General features: G+C 61.6%; 23 protein-coding genes, 1 tRNA gene and 1 pseudogene. 14 read left to right on the top strand and 11 right to left on the bottom strand.

The annotated features are described in order from the left end of the window. Positions 1 to 56: 56 nt before the first annotated feature. Entirely contained in the window at positions 57 to 338 is a 282-nt protein-coding gene (locus ACWTV1_RS04780) for a PTS sugar transporter subunit IIB (RefSeq protein ID WP_498504333.1), read from the bottom strand. Positions 339 to 460: 122 nt separating this feature from the next. Between ACWTV1_RS04780 and ACWTV1_RS04775 the strand changes: the two genes are divergently transcribed. After that, the gene (locus tag ACWTV1_RS04775; protein ID WP_498504332.1) at positions 461 to 949 is read left to right on the top strand and encodes a PTS sugar transporter subunit IIA; all 489 of its coding nucleotides are present in this window, start codon (positions 461 to 463) and stop codon (positions 947 to 949) included. 64 nt (positions 950 to 1013) lie between these two features. On the opposite strand, the gene ACWTV1_RS04770 is transcribed toward ACWTV1_RS04775, so the two are convergent. Next, complete coding sequence (locus tag ACWTV1_RS04770) at positions 1014 to 1934, bottom strand: sugar-binding transcriptional regulator (RefSeq protein ID WP_498504331.1); 921 nt, start codon at positions 1932 to 1934, stop codon at positions 1014 to 1016. A gap of 224 nt (positions 1935 to 2158) precedes the next feature. Here ACWTV1_RS04770 and ACWTV1_RS04765 point away from each other — a divergent pair, with 224 nt between their 5' ends. The 3 genes from ACWTV1_RS04765 (at position 2159) to rlmB (ending at position 5599) form a co-directional block, all read left to right on the top strand. After that, entirely contained in the window at positions 2159 to 3019 is an 861-nt protein-coding gene (locus ACWTV1_RS04765) for a 3-hydroxyacyl-CoA dehydrogenase (RefSeq protein WP_498504330.1), read from the top strand. An 80-nt stretch (positions 3020 to 3099) separates the two neighbouring features. Then, entirely contained in the window at positions 3100 to 4530 is a 1431-nt protein-coding gene (cysS, locus tag ACWTV1_RS04760) for a cysteine--tRNA ligase (RefSeq protein ID WP_498504329.1), read from the top strand. 31 nt (positions 4531 to 4561) lie between these two features. Continuing rightward, entirely contained in the window at positions 4562 to 5599 is a 1038-nt protein-coding gene (gene rlmB / locus ACWTV1_RS04755; RefSeq protein ID WP_100388355.1) for a 23S rRNA (guanosine(2251)-2'-O)-methyltransferase RlmB, read from the top strand. Positions 5600 to 5761: 162 nt separating this feature from the next. Here the strand turns inward: rlmB and ACWTV1_RS04750 are convergent, their stop codons facing one another. Beyond that, the gene (locus ACWTV1_RS04750; protein WP_498504328.1) at positions 5762 to 6946 is read right to left on the bottom strand and encodes a trans-sulfuration enzyme family protein; all 1185 of its coding nucleotides are present in this window, start codon (positions 6944 to 6946) and stop codon (positions 5762 to 5764) included. Between the two features lie 100 nt (positions 6947 to 7046). Between ACWTV1_RS04750 and ACWTV1_RS04745 the strand changes: the two genes are divergently transcribed. Continuing rightward, positions 7047 to 7532 (top strand): Lrp/AsnC family transcriptional regulator, encoded by a 486-nt coding sequence (locus ACWTV1_RS04745; protein ID WP_498504327.1) that lies wholly within the window; start codon positions 7047 to 7049, stop codon positions 7530 to 7532. 33 nt (positions 7533 to 7565) lie between these two features. On the opposite strand, the gene ACWTV1_RS04740 is transcribed toward ACWTV1_RS04745, so the two are convergent. Both ACWTV1_RS04740 and ACWTV1_RS04735 read right to left on the bottom strand, forming a co-directional pair. Further along, entirely contained in the window at positions 7566 to 8876 is a 1311-nt protein-coding gene (locus tag ACWTV1_RS04740) for a DUF4032 domain-containing protein (RefSeq protein ID WP_498504326.1), read from the bottom strand. A gap of 81 nt (positions 8877 to 8957) precedes the next feature. Then, positions 8958 to 10058, bottom strand: a complete 1101-nt coding sequence (locus ACWTV1_RS04735; RefSeq protein WP_498504325.1) for an ABC transporter ATP-binding protein — start codon at positions 10056 to 10058, stop codon at positions 8958 to 8960. Between the two features lie 246 nt (positions 10059 to 10304). Here ACWTV1_RS04735 and ACWTV1_RS04730 point away from each other — a divergent pair, with 246 nt between their 5' ends. Further along, entirely contained in the window at positions 10305 to 11225 is a 921-nt protein-coding gene (locus ACWTV1_RS04730; RefSeq protein WP_498504324.1) for a DsbA family protein, read from the top strand. A gap of 112 nt (positions 11226 to 11337) precedes the next feature. Here ACWTV1_RS04730 and ACWTV1_RS04725 read toward each other — a convergent pair whose 3' ends face one another. Then, positions 11338 to 13155 (bottom strand): cytochrome c biogenesis protein DipZ, encoded by a 1818-nt coding sequence (locus tag ACWTV1_RS04725; protein ID WP_498504323.1) that lies wholly within the window; start codon positions 13153 to 13155, stop codon positions 11338 to 11340. Between the two features lie 100 nt (positions 13156 to 13255). After that, entirely contained in the window at positions 13256 to 13513 is a 258-nt protein-coding gene (locus ACWTV1_RS04720) for a hypothetical protein (protein WP_498504322.1), read from the bottom strand. A 289-nt stretch (positions 13514 to 13802) separates the two neighbouring features. Here ACWTV1_RS04720 and ACWTV1_RS04715 point away from each other — a divergent pair, with 289 nt between their 5' ends. The 4 genes and pseudogenes from ACWTV1_RS04715 to ACWTV1_RS04700 all read left to right on the top strand — a co-directional run. Further along, positions 13803 to 14450, top strand: coding sequence for a fasciclin domain-containing protein (locus ACWTV1_RS04715; RefSeq protein ID WP_100388363.1), 648 nt, complete (start codon positions 13803 to 13805; stop codon positions 14448 to 14450). Positions 14451 to 14742: 292 nt separating this feature from the next. Next, the gene (locus ACWTV1_RS04710; RefSeq protein WP_100388370.1) at positions 14743 to 15090 is read left to right on the top strand and encodes a YciI family protein; all 348 of its coding nucleotides are present in this window, start codon (positions 14743 to 14745) and stop codon (positions 15088 to 15090) included. After that, the gene (locus tag ACWTV1_RS04705) at positions 15014 to 15808 is read left to right on the top strand and encodes a sigma-70 family RNA polymerase sigma factor (RefSeq protein ID WP_498504321.1); all 795 of its coding nucleotides are present in this window, start codon (positions 15014 to 15016) and stop codon (positions 15806 to 15808) included. The genes ACWTV1_RS04710 and ACWTV1_RS04705 overlap by 77 nt, the downstream gene beginning before the upstream one ends. Next, positions 15714 to 15905: pseudogene (locus ACWTV1_RS04700) on the top strand (DUF6596 domain-containing protein); the annotation flags it as partial. The gene ACWTV1_RS04705 and the pseudogene ACWTV1_RS04700, both read left to right, overlap by 95 nt. Positions 15906 to 16204: 299 nt before the next feature. Here the strand turns inward: ACWTV1_RS04700 and ACWTV1_RS04695 are convergent. After that, the gene (locus ACWTV1_RS04695; protein ID WP_498504320.1) at positions 16205 to 16951 is read right to left on the bottom strand and encodes a YdeI/OmpD-associated family protein; all 747 of its coding nucleotides are present in this window, start codon (positions 16949 to 16951) and stop codon (positions 16205 to 16207) included. Positions 16952 to 17070: 119 nt separating this feature from the next. Between ACWTV1_RS04695 and ACWTV1_RS04690 the strand changes: the two genes are divergently transcribed. Continuing rightward, positions 17071 to 18111 carry an alcohol dehydrogenase catalytic domain-containing protein gene (locus ACWTV1_RS04690; protein ID WP_498504319.1) on the top strand — a complete coding sequence of 347 codons (1041 nt, stop codon included), beginning with the start codon at positions 17071 to 17073 and terminating at the stop codon, positions 18109 to 18111. Between the two features lie 98 nt (positions 18112 to 18209). Here the strand turns inward: ACWTV1_RS04690 and ACWTV1_RS04685 are convergent. Continuing rightward, positions 18210 to 18283: transfer RNA gene (locus ACWTV1_RS04685), tRNA-Thr, on the bottom strand. Positions 18284 to 18319: 36 nt separating this feature from the next. Between ACWTV1_RS04685 and ACWTV1_RS04680 the strand changes: the two genes are divergently transcribed. After that, positions 18320 to 19291 carry a DMT family transporter gene (locus ACWTV1_RS04680; protein ID WP_498504318.1) on the top strand — a complete coding sequence of 324 codons (972 nt, stop codon included), beginning with the start codon at positions 18320 to 18322 and terminating at the stop codon, positions 19289 to 19291. Between the two features lie 13 nt (positions 19292 to 19304). On the opposite strand, the gene msrB is transcribed toward ACWTV1_RS04680, so the two are convergent. After that, positions 19305 to 19703 carry a peptide-methionine (R)-S-oxide reductase MsrB gene (msrB, locus tag ACWTV1_RS04675; protein ID WP_100388375.1) on the bottom strand — a complete coding sequence of 133 codons (399 nt, stop codon included), beginning with the start codon at positions 19701 to 19703 and terminating at the stop codon, positions 19305 to 19307. A 54-nt stretch (positions 19704 to 19757) separates the two neighbouring features. Here msrB and ACWTV1_RS04670 point away from each other — a divergent pair, with 54 nt between their 5' ends. Together ACWTV1_RS04670 and ACWTV1_RS04665 are read left to right on the top strand one after the other, a co-directional pair. Next, entirely contained in the window at positions 19758 to 20216 is a 459-nt protein-coding gene (locus ACWTV1_RS04670) for a GNAT family N-acetyltransferase (protein ID WP_498504317.1), read from the top strand. Then, positions 20216 to 21091: an HtaA domain-containing protein gene (locus ACWTV1_RS04665; protein ID WP_498504316.1), complete on the top strand. Its 876-nt coding sequence runs from the start codon at positions 20216 to 20218 to the stop codon at positions 21089 to 21091. The genes ACWTV1_RS04670 and ACWTV1_RS04665 overlap by 1 nt, the downstream gene beginning before the upstream one ends. 7 nt (positions 21092 to 21098) lie before the next feature. On the opposite strand, the gene ACWTV1_RS04660 is transcribed toward ACWTV1_RS04665, so the two are convergent. Then, positions 21099 to 22205, bottom strand: a complete 1107-nt coding sequence (locus ACWTV1_RS04660; RefSeq protein ID WP_498504315.1) for a heme/hemin ABC transporter substrate-binding protein — start codon at positions 22203 to 22205, stop codon at positions 21099 to 21101. Between the last annotated feature and the right edge of the window lie 102 nt (positions 22206 to 22307).

Raw genomic sequence — 22307 nt, 5'->3', positions numbered from 1 at the left:
TCAAGCTGATGATGCTGCGGGCCACGCGCGGGGCGCGGGCCGTTTTGTGTCGCGGGTTAGGCGAACTGCTGCTCGATTTCGGCGAACACCTTGTCGAGGCCCATTCCGGTGAGGAAGGGGAGCCCGGCGATGACCGGGATGCCAACGGAATCGGGCACTTGGGTGGTGGCCACGATAAAGTCTGCGTCGAGGTCGCCGCGCAGAGTGTCGGCTACTTTGCCCTGAGTGATCTTGGCGTCGAGTCCTTTGGATTCGCAGAATGTACGAATTTTAGTGACGACCACAGTGGATGTTGCGACTCCAGTGCCGCAGATCACGAGGATGCGTTTTGTGGCCATTTTCAATACTCCAATGTATTCGCGGGGCGATAGCTTCGTGACAATTATGCACCTTTGATATACAAATGTGTAGACGGCAAGATTTTTTTGACTAACACCTGCGCCCAGAAGGACGAGAAACAATGAGTGAGACCCCCACAGCAGCACCCGTCGTGCCCCGCGCCGACCTCAGCATTGTGGGGCTCGTAGCAGGCAACAGCGCCGAAGTGCTCTCCGCTTTCGCACAGCAGGCTCTCGCGGTTGGTGCCGTGCACCCCAGTTACGAAGCAGCACTTCTCGAGCGAGAACGCGCCTTCCCCACTGGTCTACCCACGGTCATTCCGGTGGCAATTCCCCACGCTGATGTCGAGCACGCCATCGAATCAGGGCTCGGAATCGCCACCCTCGCGCAGCCCGTCGAATTCGGCGAAATGGGTGGAGCGGACTCGACCGTGGCGGCTCGCGTAGCCGTTCTCATCCTCGTGACCGAACCGCATGCGCAAGCAGAAATGCTGTCGCAACTCATCGGGGTCTTCCAGCTCGACGGCTGGCACGACACTCTAAGCGCCGCGACAACGCCAGAAGCGCTCGCGGCAACCTTCGCCGAGCTTCTCGCTTCCGCCGCCGAGTAGTTAGCTCGGCGTCAGCTCAAGCCGTAGTCACTCAGTACGCGACACCTGCGCGACGCCCGGTGGGCTAGCGCTGGTTGAGCAGGGCTAGTGCGAGATCAGAGTCAACGACGAGCACGTCAAAGAGCCCGCCGGTGAGCGCCGCGTGTGTACCTTCAAGCTTGTGCGCTCCCGCAGCAACGCCCACCACGGTGGGAATGCTGCCGAGTTCGTCAAGGTCGATCGCGATCACACGGTCGTTGACGGCAGACTCCACAAGTTTTCCCTCGTGGTCGAAGAAGCGCGTGCAGCAGTCACCCACTGCTCCGGATGCTGCGAACTCGCTGCGTTCGGTGCGGCTGAGGTTCATCGACTCGATGATCGCGCTCGACGCGCCCTTGCCGACGTTTCCGACTCCGACGATCGCGATCTTTGCTCGGCGAGAAGCATTGAGCACGCCCGTGATCGAGGGCTCCCGCAAAAACGCCTCGCGGGATTCGAGCGATTCGACAACCGCGGGCGCGTAGAGGCGGCGGTGTTGGGCTCCGAGTTTGGTGGCCAAAAGACGCACCAAGACGTTGCCGTCGCGAGCGGAGTCGACGATGGAAAGCCCGCCCACGAGGGGGAGTACTTCGATGTTCTCGTGGGAGGCATCATCCGGAATCTCGTCGACGACAGCCTGAACGCTGGAGCCCCAGGAGAGAGCCACGCCACCATCGCGGGGCAAGTTGTCGATGAGCCACTGCGCGCCGAGCGCGCCGACGCGGGAAAGCTGGTTGTCAGAGCCGGTGCTGGGGGCAACGCGGCATTCGCGCAGTCCGTAGCGAGCAACGAGCTGTGCTTCGAGGTCTTGAGCGCGACCGAAGGGGTCGTTGATGCGGATTTCAACAATGCCGTTCTTGCGGGCATCAGCGAGAACGCGAGACACGTTCGATCGCGAGACGCCGATCTCTTGAGCGACTTCGGCTTGTGATTTGCCCTCGAGGTAATAGAGAGTGGCTGCTTTCACAAGCATGGCTTGGTTGCGTGGACTGGGTATGGGTCCATCCCTCTCTCATGCTTCGTTGCTGATTTGCACTCATTCTACGGCCGTCTACACACTCGTGCATGTAACTTCCAGCGTTTACAAGGATTAAGCGTTTCGCGCTGCGCGGAAAACCCAGTCAAGACACAGTTCGCAGGCGTATGTTCAGAGGAGCGGTCGATCACCGCACCTGAGAGAAAGAAGGCGCAATGACAAACATTCAGCGTGTAACAGTTTTGGGCACAGGCGTGCTCGGATCACAGATTGCTTTCCAAACGGCGTACAGCGGTTTCGACGTTGTCGCCTACGACATTAACGATGACGCTCTCGATAAGGCTCGCGAGCGTTTCAACGGACTCGTAGACACTTACGTTGCCGACGGAGTAGACGGCGCAGCCGATGGCAAAGCGAAGGACGCACTCACTCGCGTGCGCTTCTCGGCTGACCTCGGCGATGCTGTTGCCGAAGCAGACCTCGTGATCGAGGCGATCCCCGAGATTCTCGACCTCAAGAAATCCACCTACGCCGAGCTGGGAAAGCTCGCCCCCGAACACACGATTTTCGCCACGAACTCCTCCACTCTGTTGCCGAGCGACATGAAGGACTCGACCGGTCGCGTCGACAAGTTCTTGGCGCTTCACTTCGCTAACCAGATCTGGAAGTTCAACACTGCCGAGATCATGGGTACGAGCGACACCGACCCCGCCGTCTTTGATGCGGTCGTGGAATTCTCGAAGGCCATTGGCATGGTGGCGATCCCGATTCACAAGGAGAAGGCCGGCTACGTTCTCAATTCGCTGCTCGTGCCGTTCCTTAACGCGGCAGCCGAGCTCGGTGCCGAGGGCTACGCAGAACCTGCTGACGTGGACAACACCTGGCGCATCGCGACTGGCGCTCCCATGGGGCCGTTCCAGATCTTCGACGTGATCGGTCTCACGACCCCGTACAACATCATGTCTCACGGTGACGAGAAGACGCAGAAGTTTGCCGAATGGCTCAAGACCGAATACATCGACAAGGGCTACCTCGGAGTCGCATCCGGGCGTGGTTTCTACACCTACACGAAGTAATCGTCTGCAGCGCGGGGCTCTCAAGCCCCGTGCTTGCTGTCAACCGTGTAATACCCAGCGGCGGTCGCTAAACTTGCTTAGTGACTATTCGCCTGTATGACACCCGTAGCGCCAGCCTCGTCGACCTTGAACCCCGCGAACCGGGCAAGGTGGGAATGTACGTGTGCGGCCCCACGGTGCAGTCGGCCCCGCACATTGGTCACTTGCGTTCAGCGCTCGTCTACGACATTTGGCGCCGCTGGCTCACCTACCGCGGTCTCGATGTCACTCTCGTGCGCAACGTCACCGACATTGACGACAAGATTCTGAGCAAGGCAGCGGATGCCGCAGCCGAGGGCTCGACGGAACAGTGGTGGGCTCTGGCCTACCGAATCGAACTCGACTTCACTGCGGGCTACAACGAGCTGGGCATCCTCCCGCCGAGCTATGAGCCGCGCGCGACAGCCAACATCTCCGAAATGCGCGACCTGATTGCGCTGCTCATCGAGCGCGGTCACGCCTATGCCGCCACCGATGGCTCGGGCGATGTCTACTTCGATACCCAGTCGTGGCCCTCCTACGGTGAGCTCACCCGTCAGAAGCTCGACGATATGGTTGCTGCCTCGGATGCCGATCCGCGCGCCAAGCGCGATGCTCGCGATTTTGCACTCTGGAAGGGCAGCAAGCCCACCGAGCCCACTTCGGCATCCTGGTCATCGCCGTGGGGCGATGGTCGCCCCGGCTGGCACATTGAGTGCTCCGCCATGTCGCGCCGCTATTTGGGTGGAGCGTTCGACATCCACGGTGGGGGGCTCGACCTGCGGTTCCCGCACCATGAGAACGAGCTTGCCCAGTCAACAGCGCTCGGCGATGAGTTTGCACGGCACTGGGTGCACAACGGCATGGTCAACGTCAACGGCCAGAAGATGTCAAAATCACTCGGCAATTCGGTGTTTGCCCGCGACCTTTTGGATGCTGCCCGCCCGATAGTGGTGCGCTATTTGCTCGGTGCTGCACATTACCGCTCCACAATCGACTACACTGACACGTCGCTTGCAGAAGCTGAGGCCGCCTTTGAGCGCCTTGAGGTGTTCATCGAGCGGGCGTCGCGCCGACTGCGTGACACTCGCTTTGATACTGCGAACACCAACGAGGTGCCCGAGGCATTTGGCGAAGCGATGGATGACGACCTTGCGGTGCCGCAAGCGCTCGCGGTAGTGCACGAAACGATTCGTTCGGGCAATGCCGCCCTCGACGATGGGGATCTTGCAACGGTCGCTACAGCGCGTTCGCAAGTGATCGCTATGGCACAGGTTTTGGGTATCAACCCACTTGATCCACGATGGGGTTCTGATCGTTCAGAACCGGCTGTTGCTGCATTATCAGCACTGGTTGACACGCTCATTGAGGATCGTAATACGGCCCGCGCGGCGAAAGACTTCGCTGTTGCAGACCGAATCCGTGATGAACTATCAGCGGCGGGCATCACTCTAGAAGATGACTCGACCGGATCGCATTGGAGCTTGCCGTGACTGATCGGCGCTTCCGACAGGAGCAACACTCGTGAAAAACCCAGGTAACACACCCCGCGCAGGAGCGGTACGCAAGGGCCGCAAGGGCCCCCAGGTCGGCTCGGGAGGCCAGGGACGTCAGGCTCTCGAAGGCCGCAAGCCCACCCCTAAAGCAGAAGATCGTCCGTACCACCCCGCGGGCAAGCGCAAGGCTGCCGCCGAGCGCTACGAAGCTGCCGGCGGAACGCGTCGCTCGGGCGGAAAGCCGTCGGGCGCTCCGCAGCAGCCCTCAAACCGTGGCGGACAGTCGCGCGTAGCGAAGTCGGCGGATGAGTCGGAGATGGTCACCGGCCGCAACTCCGTGCTCGAGGCCCTGCGTGCCAAGATTCCTGCTCACACTCTCTACATGGCAGCGCGCATCGAGTTCGATGACCGCGTCAAGGAGATTTTGAAGCTCGCTACCGCGCGCGGCATTGCTGTGCTCGAAGTGATGCGTCCAGAACTCGACCGCCTCGCCGGATTCGACTCCGTGCACCAAGGCGTTGCTCTCAAGGTGCCGCCGTACGAGTATGCGCACCCGATGGAACTTCTCGACAAGGTCGAGTCGCGCGGCCAAGTTCCGCTGCTCGTCGCTCTCGACGGCATCACTGACCCCCGCAATCTCGGCGCCATCGTGCGTTCGGTTGCCGCGTTTGGCGGCCAGGGTGTCATCGTTCCGCAGCGTCGCTCGGTCGGCATGACGGCATCCGCGTGGAAGACCTCGGCCGGTGCTGCTGCTCGTACGCCCGTTGCTATGGCGAACAACCTCACGCAAATGATCAAGGAATACAAGAAGCGCGGCGTCTTCGTGCTCGGTCTCGACGGAGACGGCGACCTGTCGCTTCCATCGTTGCCGCTGGCAAAAGAGCCCGTGCTGATCGTCGTGGGTAGCGAAGGTAAGGGCCTTTCGCGGCTCGTTACCGAGAACTGCGACGCCATTGTCTCGATTCCGATCAGCGCTTCCACCGAGTCGCTGAACGCCGGTATCGCAGCCAGTGTCACGCTCTACGAAATCTCGAAGCTGCGTGCTGCTGCTCGCAAGAAGAAGTAGCACAGTCTCAAGAAGTAGCACCGTCTCAGGCCCAGCCTGAGCTACACAGCCGAAGAGCCGCTGCACAGCCGAAGAGCCGCTGCACAGCCGAAGAGCCGCTGCACAGCCGAAGAGCCGCTGCCCCGTCGGGGACAGCGGCTCTTCGCGTTGCGGCGAGTGACGCTAGCTGCTGGTGACAGCGTCGAGGGCTGCCGTGATGTCGTTCATCAGGTCATCAACGTGCTCAAGGCCGACCGAGAGTCGAACAATGCCAGCGCCGGGCTTCGCCTCGGAGGCGACGGGGCGGTGCGTGAGCGATGCCGGATGCTGCACGAGCGTGTCGATGCCGCCCAGTGAGACAGCGTGGGTGATGAGCTTTACTGCCTCGGTGAACTTCGCCGCGGCGTCGTAGCCTCCGGCAAGGTCGAGCGCGATGAGCGAGCCAGCGCCAGCGGACTGAGTGCCGATGAGGCCAGCGGGGTCTTGGCCGGGCAGGCCAGGGTAGAGAACGCGTGCGAGTGCGGGGTGGCCGTCGAGGCGGCGAGCGAGTTCACCGGCCGTCTCCTGCTGAGCGCGGACGCGAAGGGGCAGAGTGCGCAGGCCGCGGTGCAGCAGGTATGCCGCGAAGGGGTGAAGGACCCCGCCGGTGAGCGCGCGAACGTTACGCAGAGCCTTGGCGTGCTCTTCGCTCGTGGCGATGACGCCGCCCATGACATCCCCGTGACCGCCGAGGTACTTGGTGGCGCTGTGCAGCACCATTGCGGCGCCGAGCTCAATCGGGCGCTGCAGTACGGGGGTCGCGAACGTGTTGTCGACAAGAACGGGCACGGCGCCAGCGGCGGCCACGACCTTCTTGATGTCGACGAGTTCGAGGGTGGGGTTAGCGGGCGACTCGATGATGATGAGGCCGGTGTTGGGCTGAATGGCGTTGGCGATCGAGTCGGCATCGGCCCACGTCACGGTAGTGCCGAGCAGTCCGTTGTCGAGTACGTGGTCGGTTCCGCCGTAGAGCGGGCGAACGCCCACAACGTGCGGTCGACCGGCCGAGGCAATGGCAATCAGCACGGCAGAGAGCGCTGCCATTCCGCTGGCGTACGCCACGGCTGCTTCTGCGCCTTCAAGAGCCGCGAGGCCGTCTTCGAAGCGAGCAACGCCGGGCTGCCAGAGTCGCTGATACACCGCGGAGTGACCGTCGATGATGGGGTTTCCCGTGGCGAGGTTCTCGTAGGAGTCACCGCCGACTTCAACGCTGGGCAGCGGGTTCGTCGTTGAGAGGTCAATAGAGGGAACGTGGGCTCCAGATTCCTGCACGCCCTCCATTCCCGCGTGAACAGCAAGGGTTTCGAGATGGATGTCGTGAGGCAGCATGACTAGATAACAACAGAAAGTGCGCCTCTAATCAACTCCCGATGCAGGTTCTTCACGAAATGTGACATTTTTCGCATAAGCTGCGATGGAGGAGGCTCCCGTGACCGAACCCAACAGCTTGCCCATTGACTCTGTTGACCGCGCGATTCTGGCCAGTTTGGCCACCAACGCGCGCCGCTCAGGTTCGGCGCTCGCCGCCGCCGCCGGCGTCTCGGAATCCACTGTCTCCCAGCGACTGCGCCGCCTTCACGACGAAGGCTACTTGCGCGGTTTTCACGCCGATATCGATGTCGCCAAGCTCGGTATGAGCGTGCAAGCGCTCATCTCGATCAAGCTCGTTAAGCACGTGCGGGAAGACGTGGATGCGTTCCGCAGTGCCGCGCCCCGCTGGCCTGGCGTCCTTGCCTTCTTCCACACCGGCGGCGGAGACGATTACCTGTTGCACGTCGCGGCGCGCAGTGCGGCAGAGCTCAGAGACTTCATGTTGACCTACTTGGCCAGTCATCCGGCTGTCGCCCACACCGAGACCAATCTCGTGTTTGAACACGTGACCGGTCGCGGGCTGGAACAACTGCTGTCCGGCTAACAGTCGCCGCGGCAATCGCCCGCTGGGGGCATGCTAGACCTTGAGTCGCCAGTCTTCGCCGTCGTCATCACCGTCGAGATCGCTTTCGCCATCGCCGGGCAGTGTAATCGGCATCGTGAACGCTCCCGTGGGCGGGTTGATCATGGTGGCTTCGTCGCGACGGAACTGCAAAACGTTCTCGACGTAGCTGCTCACTGCCTCGGCGAGCGGGATGTCGTGGCCGGAATCCTGTGCCAGTTGACGACGGTGGTCGAGCAGCTGGTGGAAGGCTTCGGCGGGCTCGAGCTTTCCGCGCAGTTCTTTGGGGATAGCCCGGATGACCGGCTCGAATACCCGCGCCGCCCACTCGTGGGCCAGCATCTCTTCGTCCATGTCTTGCTTGTCGAACGCGGCGCGGTACGAATCCATGTCGTTGAGCAAGCGGCGGGCTTGGTTCTCCTGGGCATCGAGGCCGGTGAGGCGCAGCAGGCGGCGAGAGTGGTGTCCGGCATCCACAACCTTGGGCTGGATGCGCACGCGTGTGCCCGAGTCTTCGGTCTTGATGGCGAGTTCTTCGATGTCGAAGCCGAGCGCGTTGAGGCGCTCGACGCGCTGGTTGATGCGCCAGCGTTCGGAGTGGTCGAAGCGCTCGGAGCCCGTGAGTTCCTTCCAGAGCGTGCGGTACTGGGCGACGATTCCGTTGCTGATTTCCACGGGATCGATGTCTTCTTCGAGACGCCCGCCTGCCTGAAGGTCGAGGAGTTCACCGGCAATGTTGACGCGACCGATCTCGAGGTCGTTCTCGCGCTGGCCGTTGGAGAGGCGGTCGTAGAGCTGACCGGTTTCGGCATCCACCAGGTAGGCGGCAAAGGCGCCAGCGTCACGGCGGAAGAGAGTGTTGGAGAGGGAGACGTCACCCCAAAAGAAGCCGACGATGTGCAGGCGCACGAGCAACACCGCGAGGGCGTCGACAAGGCGGCGCGCGGTCTCGGGGCGCAGGCTCTGTGAGTACACAGCTCGGTAGGGGAGTGAAAACTTGAGGTGGCGAGTAACCAGAACAGACTTGAGTTCTTCGCCGTCGGCCGCAGTGCGGTTCGTCACGATCGCGAGCGGATCAACACACGGCACGTCGAGTTTCTGCAGCGTGCGCAGCATCTCGTACTCGCGCTTAGCGAGCTCGCTGGAGGTCTCCTTAATCGCAACGACGAAGCCGCTGAGATTGGCGAAGCGCACGAGGTGGCGCGAAATGCCCTTGGGAAGAGTGGCGATTGCATCGTCGGGCCACAGCTCAAGCGGCAACGACCAGGGCAGGTCGAGCAGAGCCGGATCAGCGGTCGCAGCGGTGATATTGACGGAACCAGTCATTCACGTGTCCTTGAAAAGGAAGGAGCCCGCCGAACATCCGAACTGGGTTCGACGTCGACGGGCTCGATCGTAAAGCGGAAGTTAGCTTGCGACTACAGGCTTCTTGGTCAGGCGGAGGCCCGACTCGGTGTCAAACACGTGAACGTGGTTGGGCTCCGGCGTGAGGAAGACCTTGTCGCCAGCGTTCGGGTGCGAGCGGCCATCAACACGAGCGACGATGTCTACGCGCTCGCCCTTGATGTCTGCGTGACCGTAGAGGTAACCGTCGGCACCGAGTTCTTCAACGAGGTCGACATCGACCGGAAGGCCGCTACCTGAGGTCGATACGAGGACATCTTCCGGGCGGATGCCGATGGTGACCGTCTTTGCGTCCGTGCCACCGAGCGTCTCGGAATCAACCGCAACGACGGCGTCACCGAACTGGAGGCCGCCATCAACGATGTCAACGCTGAAGAGGTTCATGGCAGGGCTGCCGATGAAGCCAGCAACGAACACGTTTTGAGGTGCTTCGTACAGGTCGCGAGGAGTACCAACCTGCTGGAGGAGGCCGTCCTTGAGAACTGCGATGCGGTCACCCATGGTGAGTGCCTCGGTCTGGTCGTGAGTCACGTACACCGTGGTGACTCCGAGGCGACGCTGCAGGCTAGCGATCTGCGTACGAGTCTGAACGCGCAGCTTGGCGTCCAAGTTCGAGAGCGGCTCATCCATGAGGAAGACCTGGGGCTGGCGAACGATAGCGCGACCCATGGCCACACGCTGGCGCTGACCACCCGAGAGGGCCTTGGGCTTGCGGTTGAGGTACGGCTCAAGGTCGAGCAGCTTTGCTGCCTCGAGTACGCGCTCAGCACGCTCTTCTTTGTTGACGCCGGCGATCTTGAGCGCGAAGCCCATGTTCTCGGCAACCGTCATGTGGGGGTACAGCGCGTAGTTCTGGAAGACCATGGCGATGTCGCGGTCTTTCGGCGGAACGTCGGTGACGTCGCGGTCGCCGATAAGGATGCTGCCATCGTTGACCTCTTCGAGGCCAGCAAGCATGCGGAGGCTGGTGGACTTACCGCAACCCGAGGGGCCGACAAGTACGAGGAATTCGCCGTCTTCTACGTGAAGATTCAGCTTGTCTACAGCCGGGACCGTTGATCCCGGGTAGAGGCGGGTTGCATTGTCAAAAGTTACAGACGCCATTGTTCTATTTTTCTCCTTCACCGGCAGGTACGTGCCGGACGATCCGTTGTGATGGACAGCGGTCGAAACCGCGTTGCGTCATTATTGCACCTTTTTGGGGGTCAGCCGACCGAGTGGTCCACCCCAGAACAGTGGCGAACTTGGCATTCAGTTGGGCAATTCCCAGAGATTCCTCCTAGAATTCGACGGGTGCGCCGTCGTTTCTGGGCGCCCAACACAGCGATTCATACGGCAAAAGAGGTTCGATTGAGCAACGGCAACTCCGGCGACAGCCGACTCACTAAGAATGAGCGTCGCGAAGCGGCGCGGGAAAAAGCTCGCATCCAACGTGACGAACAGAAGAAGAAGGACCGCCGTACCAAGTGGATTCTTCAGGGCAGCGTCGGCCTCGCACTCGTTGCGATTGTTGCCGTCATCGCTCTCGTGCTGGTGAATTCCAACCAGCCTGCCGGCCCCGGTCCGAAGAACTTCGCGAGTGACGGCATCCAACTCAACCAAGGGTTCATCGCGACTCCCGCCGCGGCAAACGCCTCGGACGCCGAGCCGACTCCCAACGTTCGTGACGAGGAATCCGGCGTACTCGATATTCAGGTGTACGTCGATTACCTGTGCCCGATCTGTGGTGCCTTCGAGCAGACCAACGCTGAATACATCGAGAGCCTCGTCGAGAATGGCGCTGCAACTCTCGAGATTCACCCCATTACGATCCTCGACCGTCTTTCGCAGGGTCAGCGCTACTCATCGCGTGCAGTCAACGCTGTCGCGTGTGTCGCGGACACTTCGCCGAACGACTTCTACGCGTACCACAACACGCTTCTTTCCGAAGAAGTGCAGCCGGCAGAGAATACGACAGGTCTGAGCGACGATGACTTGATCGCGCTGTTGGATGTTGTCGGAGTAGAGAACACTGACGCAGTCGCTGAGTGCATTGATGACGAGACTTTCAAGACATGGGTCAAGAACTCCACGTCGCGTGCCCTTTCAGACCCCATTCCGAACTCTGACGTCGGACCTGTGACGGGCACCCCCACGGTTCTCGTCAATGGCGTGAAGTACGAGGGTGCGGTCAACGATCTCGCTAGCTTCCAGGCATTCGTTATTCAGGTTGCCGGTGATGACTTCAACGCCAATTCGACGCCGACACCGACTCCCACGCCGGAGCCGTAACAAGCGTTAGTTTCTCGCGAGCATCCCCTCCCCACGAGGCTTCCACTCGCCACAAAGGGCCCCCGATCCGTTTGGATCGGGGGCCCTTTGTGTTCGTGCAGAGGAGTGCTGGTTAGCCGAAGGTGTACGAGTACGCTTCAACGCCCTCGCTCACGGTCACCTCCAGTGTGCCGGTCTCGATGGTGTCGCCCTTGGGGATGATCGAGTAGGAGTTCGGCGTACCCGAGACCTTGATGGTCTCCGTCTTGCCATCGCGCTTCACGGTGATCGTGCCTTCTCCACCGAGAACCATGCGAACTTCACTGGCGGTGTAGTTCAGCTTGATCGTGCCCTCGCCATTGCGGGGAGTCGCGTTCTGGAAGGTGAGCTCCCAGTCGCCCTTGAGGGCGAAGCTGTTGTCGGCAAGCTTCGACGGGAAGCTGTACGTGTTGGTGCCCGACGAATACTTCTCGTCGCCGCCGTAGTTCACTACCTTGCCGAGGCTGAGGTACGTCTCGGGAGTCGTGGTTCCAGCTTCGGGAGTGTCATCGCTGACCTCGGTTGCTGGCGGCAACTGAACGTCAGGGTTGGCATCCACGAGCAGTTCACGAATGAGCTTCTCGGTGGTCTGGTAGCTACCTTCACCGAACTTGATGTGACGAACAACGCCCTCAGCGTCGACGAGGTAATGTGCCGGCCAGAAGCGGTTGCGGTAGTTGGTCCAGGTGCTGAGGTTGTTATCGAGAGCAACCGGGTATTCGATCGCGTAGTTCTCGGCGCCAGCCTTGACGTTGGCGGGAACCTTCTCAAAGGCGTACTCGGGGGAGTGGACGCCGATAACGTTCAAACCGAGATCCTTGTAAGCGTCGTACCAGCTGTTGATGTGCGGAACTGCGCGCTGGCAGTTGATGCAGGAGTACGCCCAGAAGTCGATCAAAACGACTTCGCCGCGCAGCTCATCCAGAGTGATTTCTTCGTTGTTCTCGGTGTTGAACCACTCTTGGATGCCCTGAATATCAGGAGCGATACCGCAGCTCTCTAGCTCGGTGCCGCCGTTGCTGCACTGGTCGAGATCCTTGTTCTGCTCGTTGACGAGACCACCAAGATTGAGCTGTTCTGCGATCTGTTCTGAGTTGCTGAACTGGTCTTGCAAAGCGCTCGTGTAGTCAGGAACGAGACGCTGAAGTGCCTGCGGCAGGTTGAACACGAGGCCGATCGCGAGAGCGATCATCAGAACGCCACCAGTGACGCGAATCTTCTGCTGGTGCTTGCGGAAAGTCTTGACGCGCTCGGCGACGCGGCGGCCGGCAAGAGCGAAGATCAGCAGCGGAAGAGCGGCACCGATAGCGAAGGTGATCGTGAGCACGATGGTCTCGGGCCCGATGCGTCCGGTTGAGCCAGCGACCGTGATAGCCGCCAAAACTGGTCCTGCACAGGGCACGTAGACGGCACCGAGAGCCAGGCCGAGCACGAAGCCGCCCTTGTCTGTACCGACATTCTTCTGCGGAATCCACGAGAAAGGCTTCTCCAAAATGTGCTGGAAAGCGGGGATGATGAGGCCAAGGCCGATCAAGACGAGAACGACGATGCCGGCCCAGCGCAGGAAGTCCTGGGGGAGGTTGAGCAGCGCGAGAATGAGCGAACCGATGAGCGTGAAGACGCTGAACGCGACAACGAGGCCGGCGATAACGAAGTAGGGGCGCCACGGTGAAACCTTGGGGGCGGCATCCTTCTCAGCGGTTGCTGTTGCGGTAGCGCTGTCGCTGATGGCGGCGGCATCGGATGCGGTGGGCATCGTGCGGCGAGCGAAGCGACGCTTCTTGGTTTCCCCTTCGTCTCGGGCGCTCATGGCACCACCAGACAAGAAGATGACCGGCAGAACCGGCAAGATACACGGGGATATACCCGTGATGATGCCTCCTAGGAAGCCGATAAGGGCGAGACTGAGCATGAGGTTCCTCCACAGAACTGTGTGACGCCCGGGAGCCCGGGCGGCTGCAGTGAAGTTCGGAACCGTGGCCCGTAAGGGTTGGTCTGAGGTTGCTACGTCTTTACTGGCGGTCGTCTGCGGCGGGCTTCGGATGCCGTCTGAAGCGCCGCCCGAAGCGCCACGCCAGAATGCTTCCGCCGACGGCGATGGCCAGCGCAAGAAGCGCGACGCCCAGGTATCTCCACTCTGAAGCGGGGGAGTAGGGGAACGTATCTGACCAGTCGAGCCCGAGTCGCACGACGACGGCGCCCAGCATCCAGCTCAGGAACACGCCGCCGAGGGTGGCGAAGACGGAGGTGAGCGTTGGCCGAGGTCGCATCGAGCCTCGCGGCGAGCGTTGCGTCGAGCCTCGAGTCGCACGTCGGGCCGCACGTTGGTTCATGGGGGTGCTGCTTTCGGATCGGTGGGGCAGTCTGCGGGTCCAGAGCCGTCGCTGCGAGCCTACGCGGCAGAGATCTGTGCCTCCCTCTAGGCAAAAGCCATTTCAAAAAACTTTGGAAAAGTTCCAAACCCTTTTCGGGGGTGCCCCGAATAGTCCTGTGTAAGCCGGCAGCGAGTCGGTAAACAGGGTCCATCGGGGGCCACAAACTTTCACCAAGGAGATTCACATGCGATCCATTAAGCGCAACACCATCGCCGCCCTCACGTTCGCTGCAGTAGCAATGGTCGGCCTCGCCGGTTGTTCCACTGGCGCAGCAGACGACACCGCAGCACCGGCTCCTGAAGAGAGCTCACCGTCGATGGAGATGGACTACACGACAGACCTCGTCGGCGCCGGCTGCGCTGCTTACGCCGAGACCGTTCCGGACGGAAGCGGCTCGATCGTCGGAATGGCTCAGGACCCGGTAGCAGTGGCCGCGTCGAACAACCCGCTGCTCACCACCCTCACCGCAGCAGTTTCGGGTGGCCTGAACCCAGACGTCAACCTCGTTGACACTCTCAACGGTTCAGAATTCACCGTCTTCGCTCCGGTTGACGACGCTTTCGCAGCGCTTCCTGCCGAGACCGTAGAGGCTCTCATGCAGCCCGAGAACGCTGAACTGCTCACGAGCATCCTCACCTACCACGTTGTTCCTGGCCAGATCCTTCCGGATGACATTGCTGGCGAGCTCACCACTGTCAACGGCGAAATGGTCACCGTTGCTGGTAGCGGCGACAGCATCACCGTCAACGGCGCCAACGTCATCTGTGGTGGCGTTCACACGGCCAACGCAACCGTTTACCTCATCGATGGTGTACTCACCCCCGGTGCGTAATTTGTAGCAAAACTCACGGGGATCCGCGCCTAGCGCGGGTCCCCGTTTTTGTGCTTCCTGGCCCGCGATTCCGGGGTTTTTGGCAAGGGATTGCCGGGTAGACGAGGGCCTGACGGTGTTTTCTAAAGTTCTTCAAGCGCACGTGTCGATTCGGCACGTGCGCTGCGTCATGTCAGTGAGGGCAGGGAAATCCCCGGCCCCGAAAGGACATGATTATCGTGGAGTACTCGCAGTTCTCATCGTCATGTCCGTTGTCATCGGCCACACTTCACAGATCGGCTAGGGAAACAACATGCAGTACATGATCCTGATTCATTCTGAACCTTTCGATGGCCCAGAACCGGGCACGGACGCCTTCGACGAGATGATGGCGCCGTGGATGGCCTACAACCAGAAACTCATCGATGGCGGCCACTATGTTGCTGCCGATCAGCTCCAGGGCGTCGAGACCGCGACCACGATTCGTCGGGCGTATGGTGCCGGCGACACGATCGTCGATGGACCGTTCGCTGAAACCAAAGAGCACTTCGGCGGCTTCTACATTGTGGAAGCCAAAGATCTGGATGAGGCACTTGCGCTTGCTGCGGAGGTTCCGATTCCGGCCGGCTCGCTCGAGGTTCGCCCGGTGGTGCCCTCGTAGCGTGCCGGATAACTCAGAGGCGGTCACCCGCCTGGCGCGTGAGGAGAGTGGGCACGTACTCGCTCTTCTCACGCACCGCTTTGGCCTCGACGTTGCCGATGATGCGGTGCAGGATGCGCTGGTTGAGGCTCTGAACTGGGCCGTAGTGCCTGACAACCCCGCAGCCTGGCTCTACACGGTGGCGCGCAATCGCGCGGTCGACCGGGTGCGGCGCGATGCTGCCGCTGCGCGACGTCTTGCGCGGGCAGCCCCCGATCTTCTGGCTGTCGCCGAGCACAACAGCGGCGGGAACGATGGCCCCGGCGGCAACGATGAGGAGGTGCCCGAATTGATTGACGATGCTCACTATTCGGGCGACGAACACCTGCGGTTGCTGCTGCTCTGCTGTCACCCGGCACTGAATCGAGACACCCAAGTGGCGCTGACCCTCCGGCTCGTCGGCGGCTTCACCACAGCGGAGATTGCGGCCGCATTTTTGCTGCCCGAACAGACGCTTGCGCAGCGGATCGTGCGGGCCAAGCGCAAGATTCGTGATGCGGGCATCCCGCTCAGCATCCCGGAAGACCTCACAGCGAGAGTCGATGCCCTGCTCACCGTGGTGTATCTCATTTTCAACGAGGGTTATCTCTCGCGGGGGGAGCGGTGCTGGTGCCCGCCTCGATCTCGTCGAAGAAGCGATTCGTCTCACGATCACCGCGCGCGAACTGCTCCCCGATAATCCCGAAGTCGAGGGGCTGCTGGCGTTGGAGCTTTACGCTCGCGCCCGCCACGACACTCGCTTTCGCGGCGACGAACTGGTTCTTCTCGAGCACCAAGATCGCACCCGCTGGGACGGTGAGCTCGTCGAACAGGCGAACCGGCTCCTGCGTAGTGCGCTCGCACGCCTGCAGCCGGGGCCGTTCCAGACCCAAGCGGTCATTGCGCGTCACCATGCCACAGCGCGCACTGCTGCTGACACCGACTGGCCGGCTATCGCATCCGCCTATGCCGTGCTGCTGGCCATGACGGGTGGATCGCCCGTGGTGGCACTCAATCGTGCGGTCGCGGTGTCAATGGCCGACGGCCCTGACGCGGGGCTGCGCTTGCTCGCCGAAATCACCGGCCTTGAGAACTATCACCTGTATTGGGCTACTCGTGCCGAGCTGTTGTTGCGTGCCGGCGATGCGGATGTGGCGGCGAAAGCCTTCGCCCGAGCGCGCGAACTGGCCACGAACACCGCCGAACAGCAGCATCTCGATCGGCGTATCGCGCAGCTGCCCGAGTAATTCCGCCGGAGTCCCGCTCGCCCTGCTGCTACGGCCGTTTCGCCGATCGCACCCTTCTCGACGATGTCCCGGATGCGGGCGGCGCGGACGGCTGGCGTCTTGATGCCGGTGAGCCGCGCATAGATCTGAAAGCGCTCACTCTTGGTGAGGCTGGCGTGAAAATCTGCCGAGGCCGGGTTCGCGTCGAGGGCGGCCTGCAGGTCTGGGGGAGTCGTCATGTTCTTCTGGCTGTACGCGGCATCCCAGCGACCGTCGGTCTTGGCGCGCTCGACCTCGGCGAGGCCGCCTGGCCGCATCTGGTCCTCCTCGATGAGCCGCGCAACATGGTCGCGATTCACTTGAGACCACGGGCTGTTTTTGCGGCGCGCGGTGAACGCTTGCAGCGTGTAGTCGTCGTCGAGGCGTGCCATCTGGCCGTCAATCCATCCGAAGCACAGGGCGACATCGAGGGCTTCACTCCAGGTGATGCCGGGGGCCTTCGACAGTTTCTTGCGGAGCTTGAGGCGCACGCCGTCGGGCGACGGCTCGTTCTCGAGGTAGTCCGTCCATTCGGCGATGCTGACGTCGAGGATGGGTTTGTCGGCGAAGCTGGCCACGGTCTGGTCCTCCTTGGGTGCTCTACGTTCAAGCGTCGCACCATCCACTGACGACTACCCCCGCTCGCTGAACAAAGACTGATTCGTCACTCGGGGTCGCGCAGGCGTTGAATAGGGTCATGCGAGCTACTTACATTTACGGCGCCGGCGATGTCCGCGTCATCACTGCCCCTGACCCGAAGCTCATCGAGAGCACTGACGCGGTCGTTCGTATTACCCGCGCCTGTGTGTGTGGCAGCGATCTGCACCCCTTCCATTCCATGCCAGCGGATGCGGATGCTCGCCCCATCGGTCACGAATTCATCGGCGTCGTCGAAGAGCTCGGCAAGGATGTCGCCACGCTCAAAGTCGGCGACTTCGTCATCGCGCCCTTCGCCTACTCCGACGGAACCTGCGAGTTCTGCCTTGAAGGGCTCCAGACCTCGTGCATCCACGGCGGGTACTGGGGCAATGGTGGAATCACCGGCGGCCAGGCCGAAGCTGTGCGCGTGCCCTTCGCCGACGGCACCCTCGTGAAGGTTCCCGGCACTGTCGACGAATCACAGTACGCCGGCCTCCTCACGCTTTCTGATGTCTACGCCACCGGTTGGCACGCGGCTTACAAGGCTCGCGTTGCTCCTGGCCAGACCGTTACCGTCATCGGTGATGGCGCTGTCGGCCTCCTCGCTGTGCTCTCCGCCAAGCAGATGGGTGCCGAGCGCATCATTCTCATGGGCCGCCACAAGGCGCGCACTGACCTTGGCATCCACTTCGGAGCCACGGATGTCGTCGCCGAGCGAGGCGAAGAGGGCATCGCCCAGGTGCGCGAACTCACCGGCGGCACGGGAAGCCACGCGGTTCTCGAAGCTGTCGGTTTCATGCCCGCCTACGAGCAGGCCCTTGGCGTTGTCCGTGCCGGCGGAGTGATCAGCCGTGTCGGCGTTCCGCAGTACGAGGATGCCCCGGTCGGTCGGCAGAGTCTCTTCGGCAAGAACGTCGGCCTTGTCGGAGGTGTAGCTCCCGCTCGCGCGTACATCGAGCAGCTGTTGCCCGCCGTGCTCGACGGAACGGTCAACCCGGGGCTGGTCTTCGATCAGACCGTGAAACTCGAGCAGACCCCCGATGGCTACACCGCGATGGACGAGCGCACCGCTCTCAAGGTGATGGTCGACCCGACGTAGCACCCGCACGGCATTCCTCCGACAGGCGTCAGTTAAACAGCGATGTCGAAGGCCGCTAGGGTTAAAACAACCCCGACGGCCTTCGACATTCTTTGCTGGGCCTCCTGTCGGATTCGAACCGACGACCCCCGCTTTACAAGAGCGGTGCTCTAGCCAGCTGAGCTAAGGAGGCTTGGGCCAACGCCCTATTTTAGACATGACTAGCCCTATGCTCCCAACCAGTCCTCGAAGTCGCCGTCGCGCGCTCGCCGGAATCTTCGCCGCAATGGTCGCTGGCGGTCTCGTCGCAGCCCAAAGTCGCATCAACGGCGAGCTCGCTGTGGAGCTTCACGACTCCACCCTTGCGGCGTTTATTTCTTTTGGCTCGGGCCTCGTCATCCTCACGCTCATCGTGCCGTTTGTGCCCACCGCGCGTGCTGGATTTCGAACGCTTCGCACCGAAGTGGTCAGTAAACGACTGCCCTGGTGGTACCTCAGCGGGGGAGCCTTCGGTGCATTCTTCGTTCTGACCCAGGGCCTGGCGGCTACCGCTCTCGGCGTCGCTCTCTTCACCGTGGCGGTCGTCGCGAGCCAAACCATCAGCTCCGCCGTGATCGACCGGGTGGGTATCGGCAGCCTCCAGAAGCGACCGGTCACGGTATTGCGGGTGGCGGCATCCGCCCTCGCAGTGGGGGCCGTAATTTTTTCTGGCCTGGCTGATTTGCGCCTCGACGGACCGTTCTTGCTCGTGTTCTTGCCTCTCACCGCCGGATTCGGGATCGGGTGGCAGCAGGCCATCAACGGTCACGTACGCCACGTGACGCGTTCGCCCCTCACGGCCACCTACGTCAATTTCGTCGTCGGCACGACGGTGCTGGCAATCGCGGCGATCTCCTACGGTTTCGCCGGTGGCTGGCAACACGACTTCCCCACCGACCCGACGCTGTACGTCGGGGGAGCGATCGGTGTCATCTTTATCGCGGTCGCCGCCGTTCTCGTGCCGATCACGGGAGTGCTGTTTTTTGCTCTCGGATCGATTGCAGGTCAGCTGATCGGTGCGCTCGCACTCGAGATTTTCTTGCCCACAGACAGCGATGGGGTGGCACCGACCACCGTGATCGGTGTGGTGCTCACCCTCATCGCCGTGGCGATCGCGTCACTTTCGAGTCAGCGACCGCCTAAGACTCTGCAGCCGAAATAACGCTGCCGTCGAACTAGTCCTGCTCGTCGAATTCCAACGACGAAGAGTTCAAGCAGAAACGGTCTCCGGTCGGAGTCTGGTGGGCGTCATCGAAGAGATGCCCGAGGTGCGAACCACAGGTGGCGCACACCACTTCGGTGCGAACCATGCCGAGTGAGCGGTCTTCGCGCAGCTCAACAGCATCCGGGTTGATGGCTTCGTAGAAGCTGGGCCATCCCGAACCAGAATCGAACTTGGTGTCGCTCTTGAAGAGCTCAGCGCTGCAGGCGCCACAGCGGTAAGTGCCGGCACGCTTCTCGTCGAGAAGGGCGCCAGACCACGGGCGATCGGTGCCAGCTTCGCGGAGCACCGAATACTTGATTCCGAGCTCTTCGCGCCACTGCTCTTCGGTCTTAGTCACCTTGTACGTCATAGTGGTCTCCTTAAGTTGCCAGCTCTCGCTGCTCAGTACATTAAACTCGTGGTTGTGTCTAATGATTCCGTGATCGCCAAGTCTTGGGGCGAATTAACAACAACCGAGCTCTACTCGATCATGAAACTGCGCACAGACGTATTTTTTGTTGAGCAAAAAGTCGACGAGACTGAACTCGACGACCGCGATCAAGAAGACACCACGCGGCATTACTGGATTACCGACGACCTCGGAGTCGCCGCCTACGTCCGCGTTCTACACAACGAAATCGCCGAATACCGTGATGGCCACTGCGTGATCGGTCGCGTGGTGGTTCGCGAAGATCGCCGCGGAGAAGGTCTTGCGCAGATCATCATGAAACGCATCGTCAACGACTACAGCGATCAGGCGATGTTGCTTCATGCGCAGGAATACATTGTGCCGCTGTACGCCAAGTTCGGTTTCGAAGCCTTCGGTGAGCTCTACGAAGAAGCCACGATCATGCACCAATCGATGTACCGCCCCGTACAGTAATGCGTCGCCTCAACGTCTGCTTGCTCCGCCCCGCCGCGCTCGTCATCACCGCGGTTGCTATCGCGCTCACTCCGATGACAAGCAATGCTGCAGTTCCGGATGCCGCGGGCGCGAGCCTCCTGCAAGCTGACGCTGCCCCCGCGAACGTAACCGTCGCTGCCGATTCCGACATCTGCGACGTGACCGATGCCGCGATCACGTGGGGCGTGAAAGAGTCGCTTCGGTCGTACATCAGCGGCACGATCGCCAATGGTGAATGGGCGGTGAGCGACGGTGCCACCTATGACACCCCCAACTTCGGTTGGACGGCAGGCTCCGGCCAGCTCGACGCGGGTGAAGGCACGATCGCGTTCGACGGAACGCTGCGCTTCATGGGGCACGACGGCATCCTCGACACCACCCTCAGCGGACTCGAGATCGTTTTCGACGCCAGCAAGACAGCAACCCTCGTCTTTGACGTGTCGGGAACCACACAAGAAGGTGTTCCCGTGGATGCCCAGAACGTCGATTTTGCCACCATTGATGTCTCAGGCATCACTGTCGAAGGCGGCACCGCGCTGCTCGCAGATGCCCCCGTCACCCTCACCGAGGCCGGGTCGGAAGCTTTCGGAACGTACCCGCCCGATTCTCAGTTTGACCCCATCATGGTGAGCTTCAGTGCGACGCCCGAGTGCATGCCCGAACCGCGCCTGCGCGACCCCGTGCTGGCCCGCAACCTCGTTGTGATGGCCTCGGTCATCGCGCTAGTCTGGGGCATCGGAGTTGTGTTCTACGTCAGCCGACGTCGCGGAACCGCACGCGCACGGGGTGCTAAGGCTGGCAACGCCGCAGACTCGCCCGACACCTCAGCGAAGCCCGACAGCAGCGACATCTAGGCGAGGCCTACGAACCCGAGGTTGGCGCGTAGATTGCACGCGCGAGTGCATCCAGCACCGTGACGGTGCGGGGGCCGAAGCTCAATATTTCGCCGTCATCCATCTCGACAAAACGTTGGTTGATGCCGGCTTCGGTGAGAGCCACGGCGGGGCGAGCTTCGAGCAAGCCGCTCACGCCGCCGACGCTATCGAGACCGCCGGTCATCACCAGAATGAGGTCGGGGTTCGCCGCGACCATGGCCTCGTCCGTCATGGGCCGCATTCCTTCGAGGCCAATTTCGGCCGCGACATCCACGCCACCCAGTGCGTTGATCAGCACATCAGAGCCCGACTCTTGCCCGAAGAGGTAGTACACGCCCGAGGTGCCTCTCAAGTAGAGGAACATCATGCGCAAGCGATCGCCCGCAGGAACGATCTCGGCGATTTCGGCGATCTTCGCTTCGATCTCCGCACTCAACTGCGCGCCCAGCTCTTCGCCGGCGGCGGGAGTGCCGAGCGCGGCCGCTGTTTGGCGAGCCAACTCAGCGACACCCTCGACTGATGGCTCGGTCTCCACAAAAACCACGGGGATCCCCGCATCACGCAACTGCACGACCACATCAATCGGGCCGATCGAGCCATCGGTCAGAACCAGGTCGGGCCGCAGAGCCAGAATCGCCTCACTGTTCACCGTGTGCGCATTCGACGTAATCACTGGCAATTCGGATGCCTCATCAAACGTCGTCGAAATGTCCCGCGCCACGAGCGAATCGACCAGGCCAAGCCCCGCGATCGTTGCCGCAATCGACCCCGAGATGTCCATCGCAATAACGCGATCCGTCGACGACACCGTCACAGGAATATCGCCACTCAAATCGTGCGAGGTGACCGTTACCGGCAACGACTGTGGGGGAGCGGCCTCCGGAGCAGAAATGCCGGATGTCGGCAGCGTCGCCTGCACCAACCCGCTGTAGTCCTTCGCATCGCCCAACACCGACAACGCCGCAAGGGGAGAGGTCAAGTCGGCGGTAACCGTGACCGCCGGAGCCTCCGCAATCGAAGTTGCCGAACATCCGCTGGCCCCAAAAGCAACGCCAGACAACACCACAACAGCAGTGAGGAGTCGGATGCGCATAGAAACCAATCGGAGAAAACGGGTACTAAGGCCATCCTAACCTCGACCAGCCCAAAATGGGCTCTCAAGCCGAGTCGCTCGGCAAAGCCACCGGGCCCACGC

It is taken from the genome of Salinibacterium sp. VpJ6, assembly GCF_059767345.1.
Note: the sequence above shows the minus strand (reverse complement) of the source record. Positions and strands in the feature narration are given on the sequence as shown.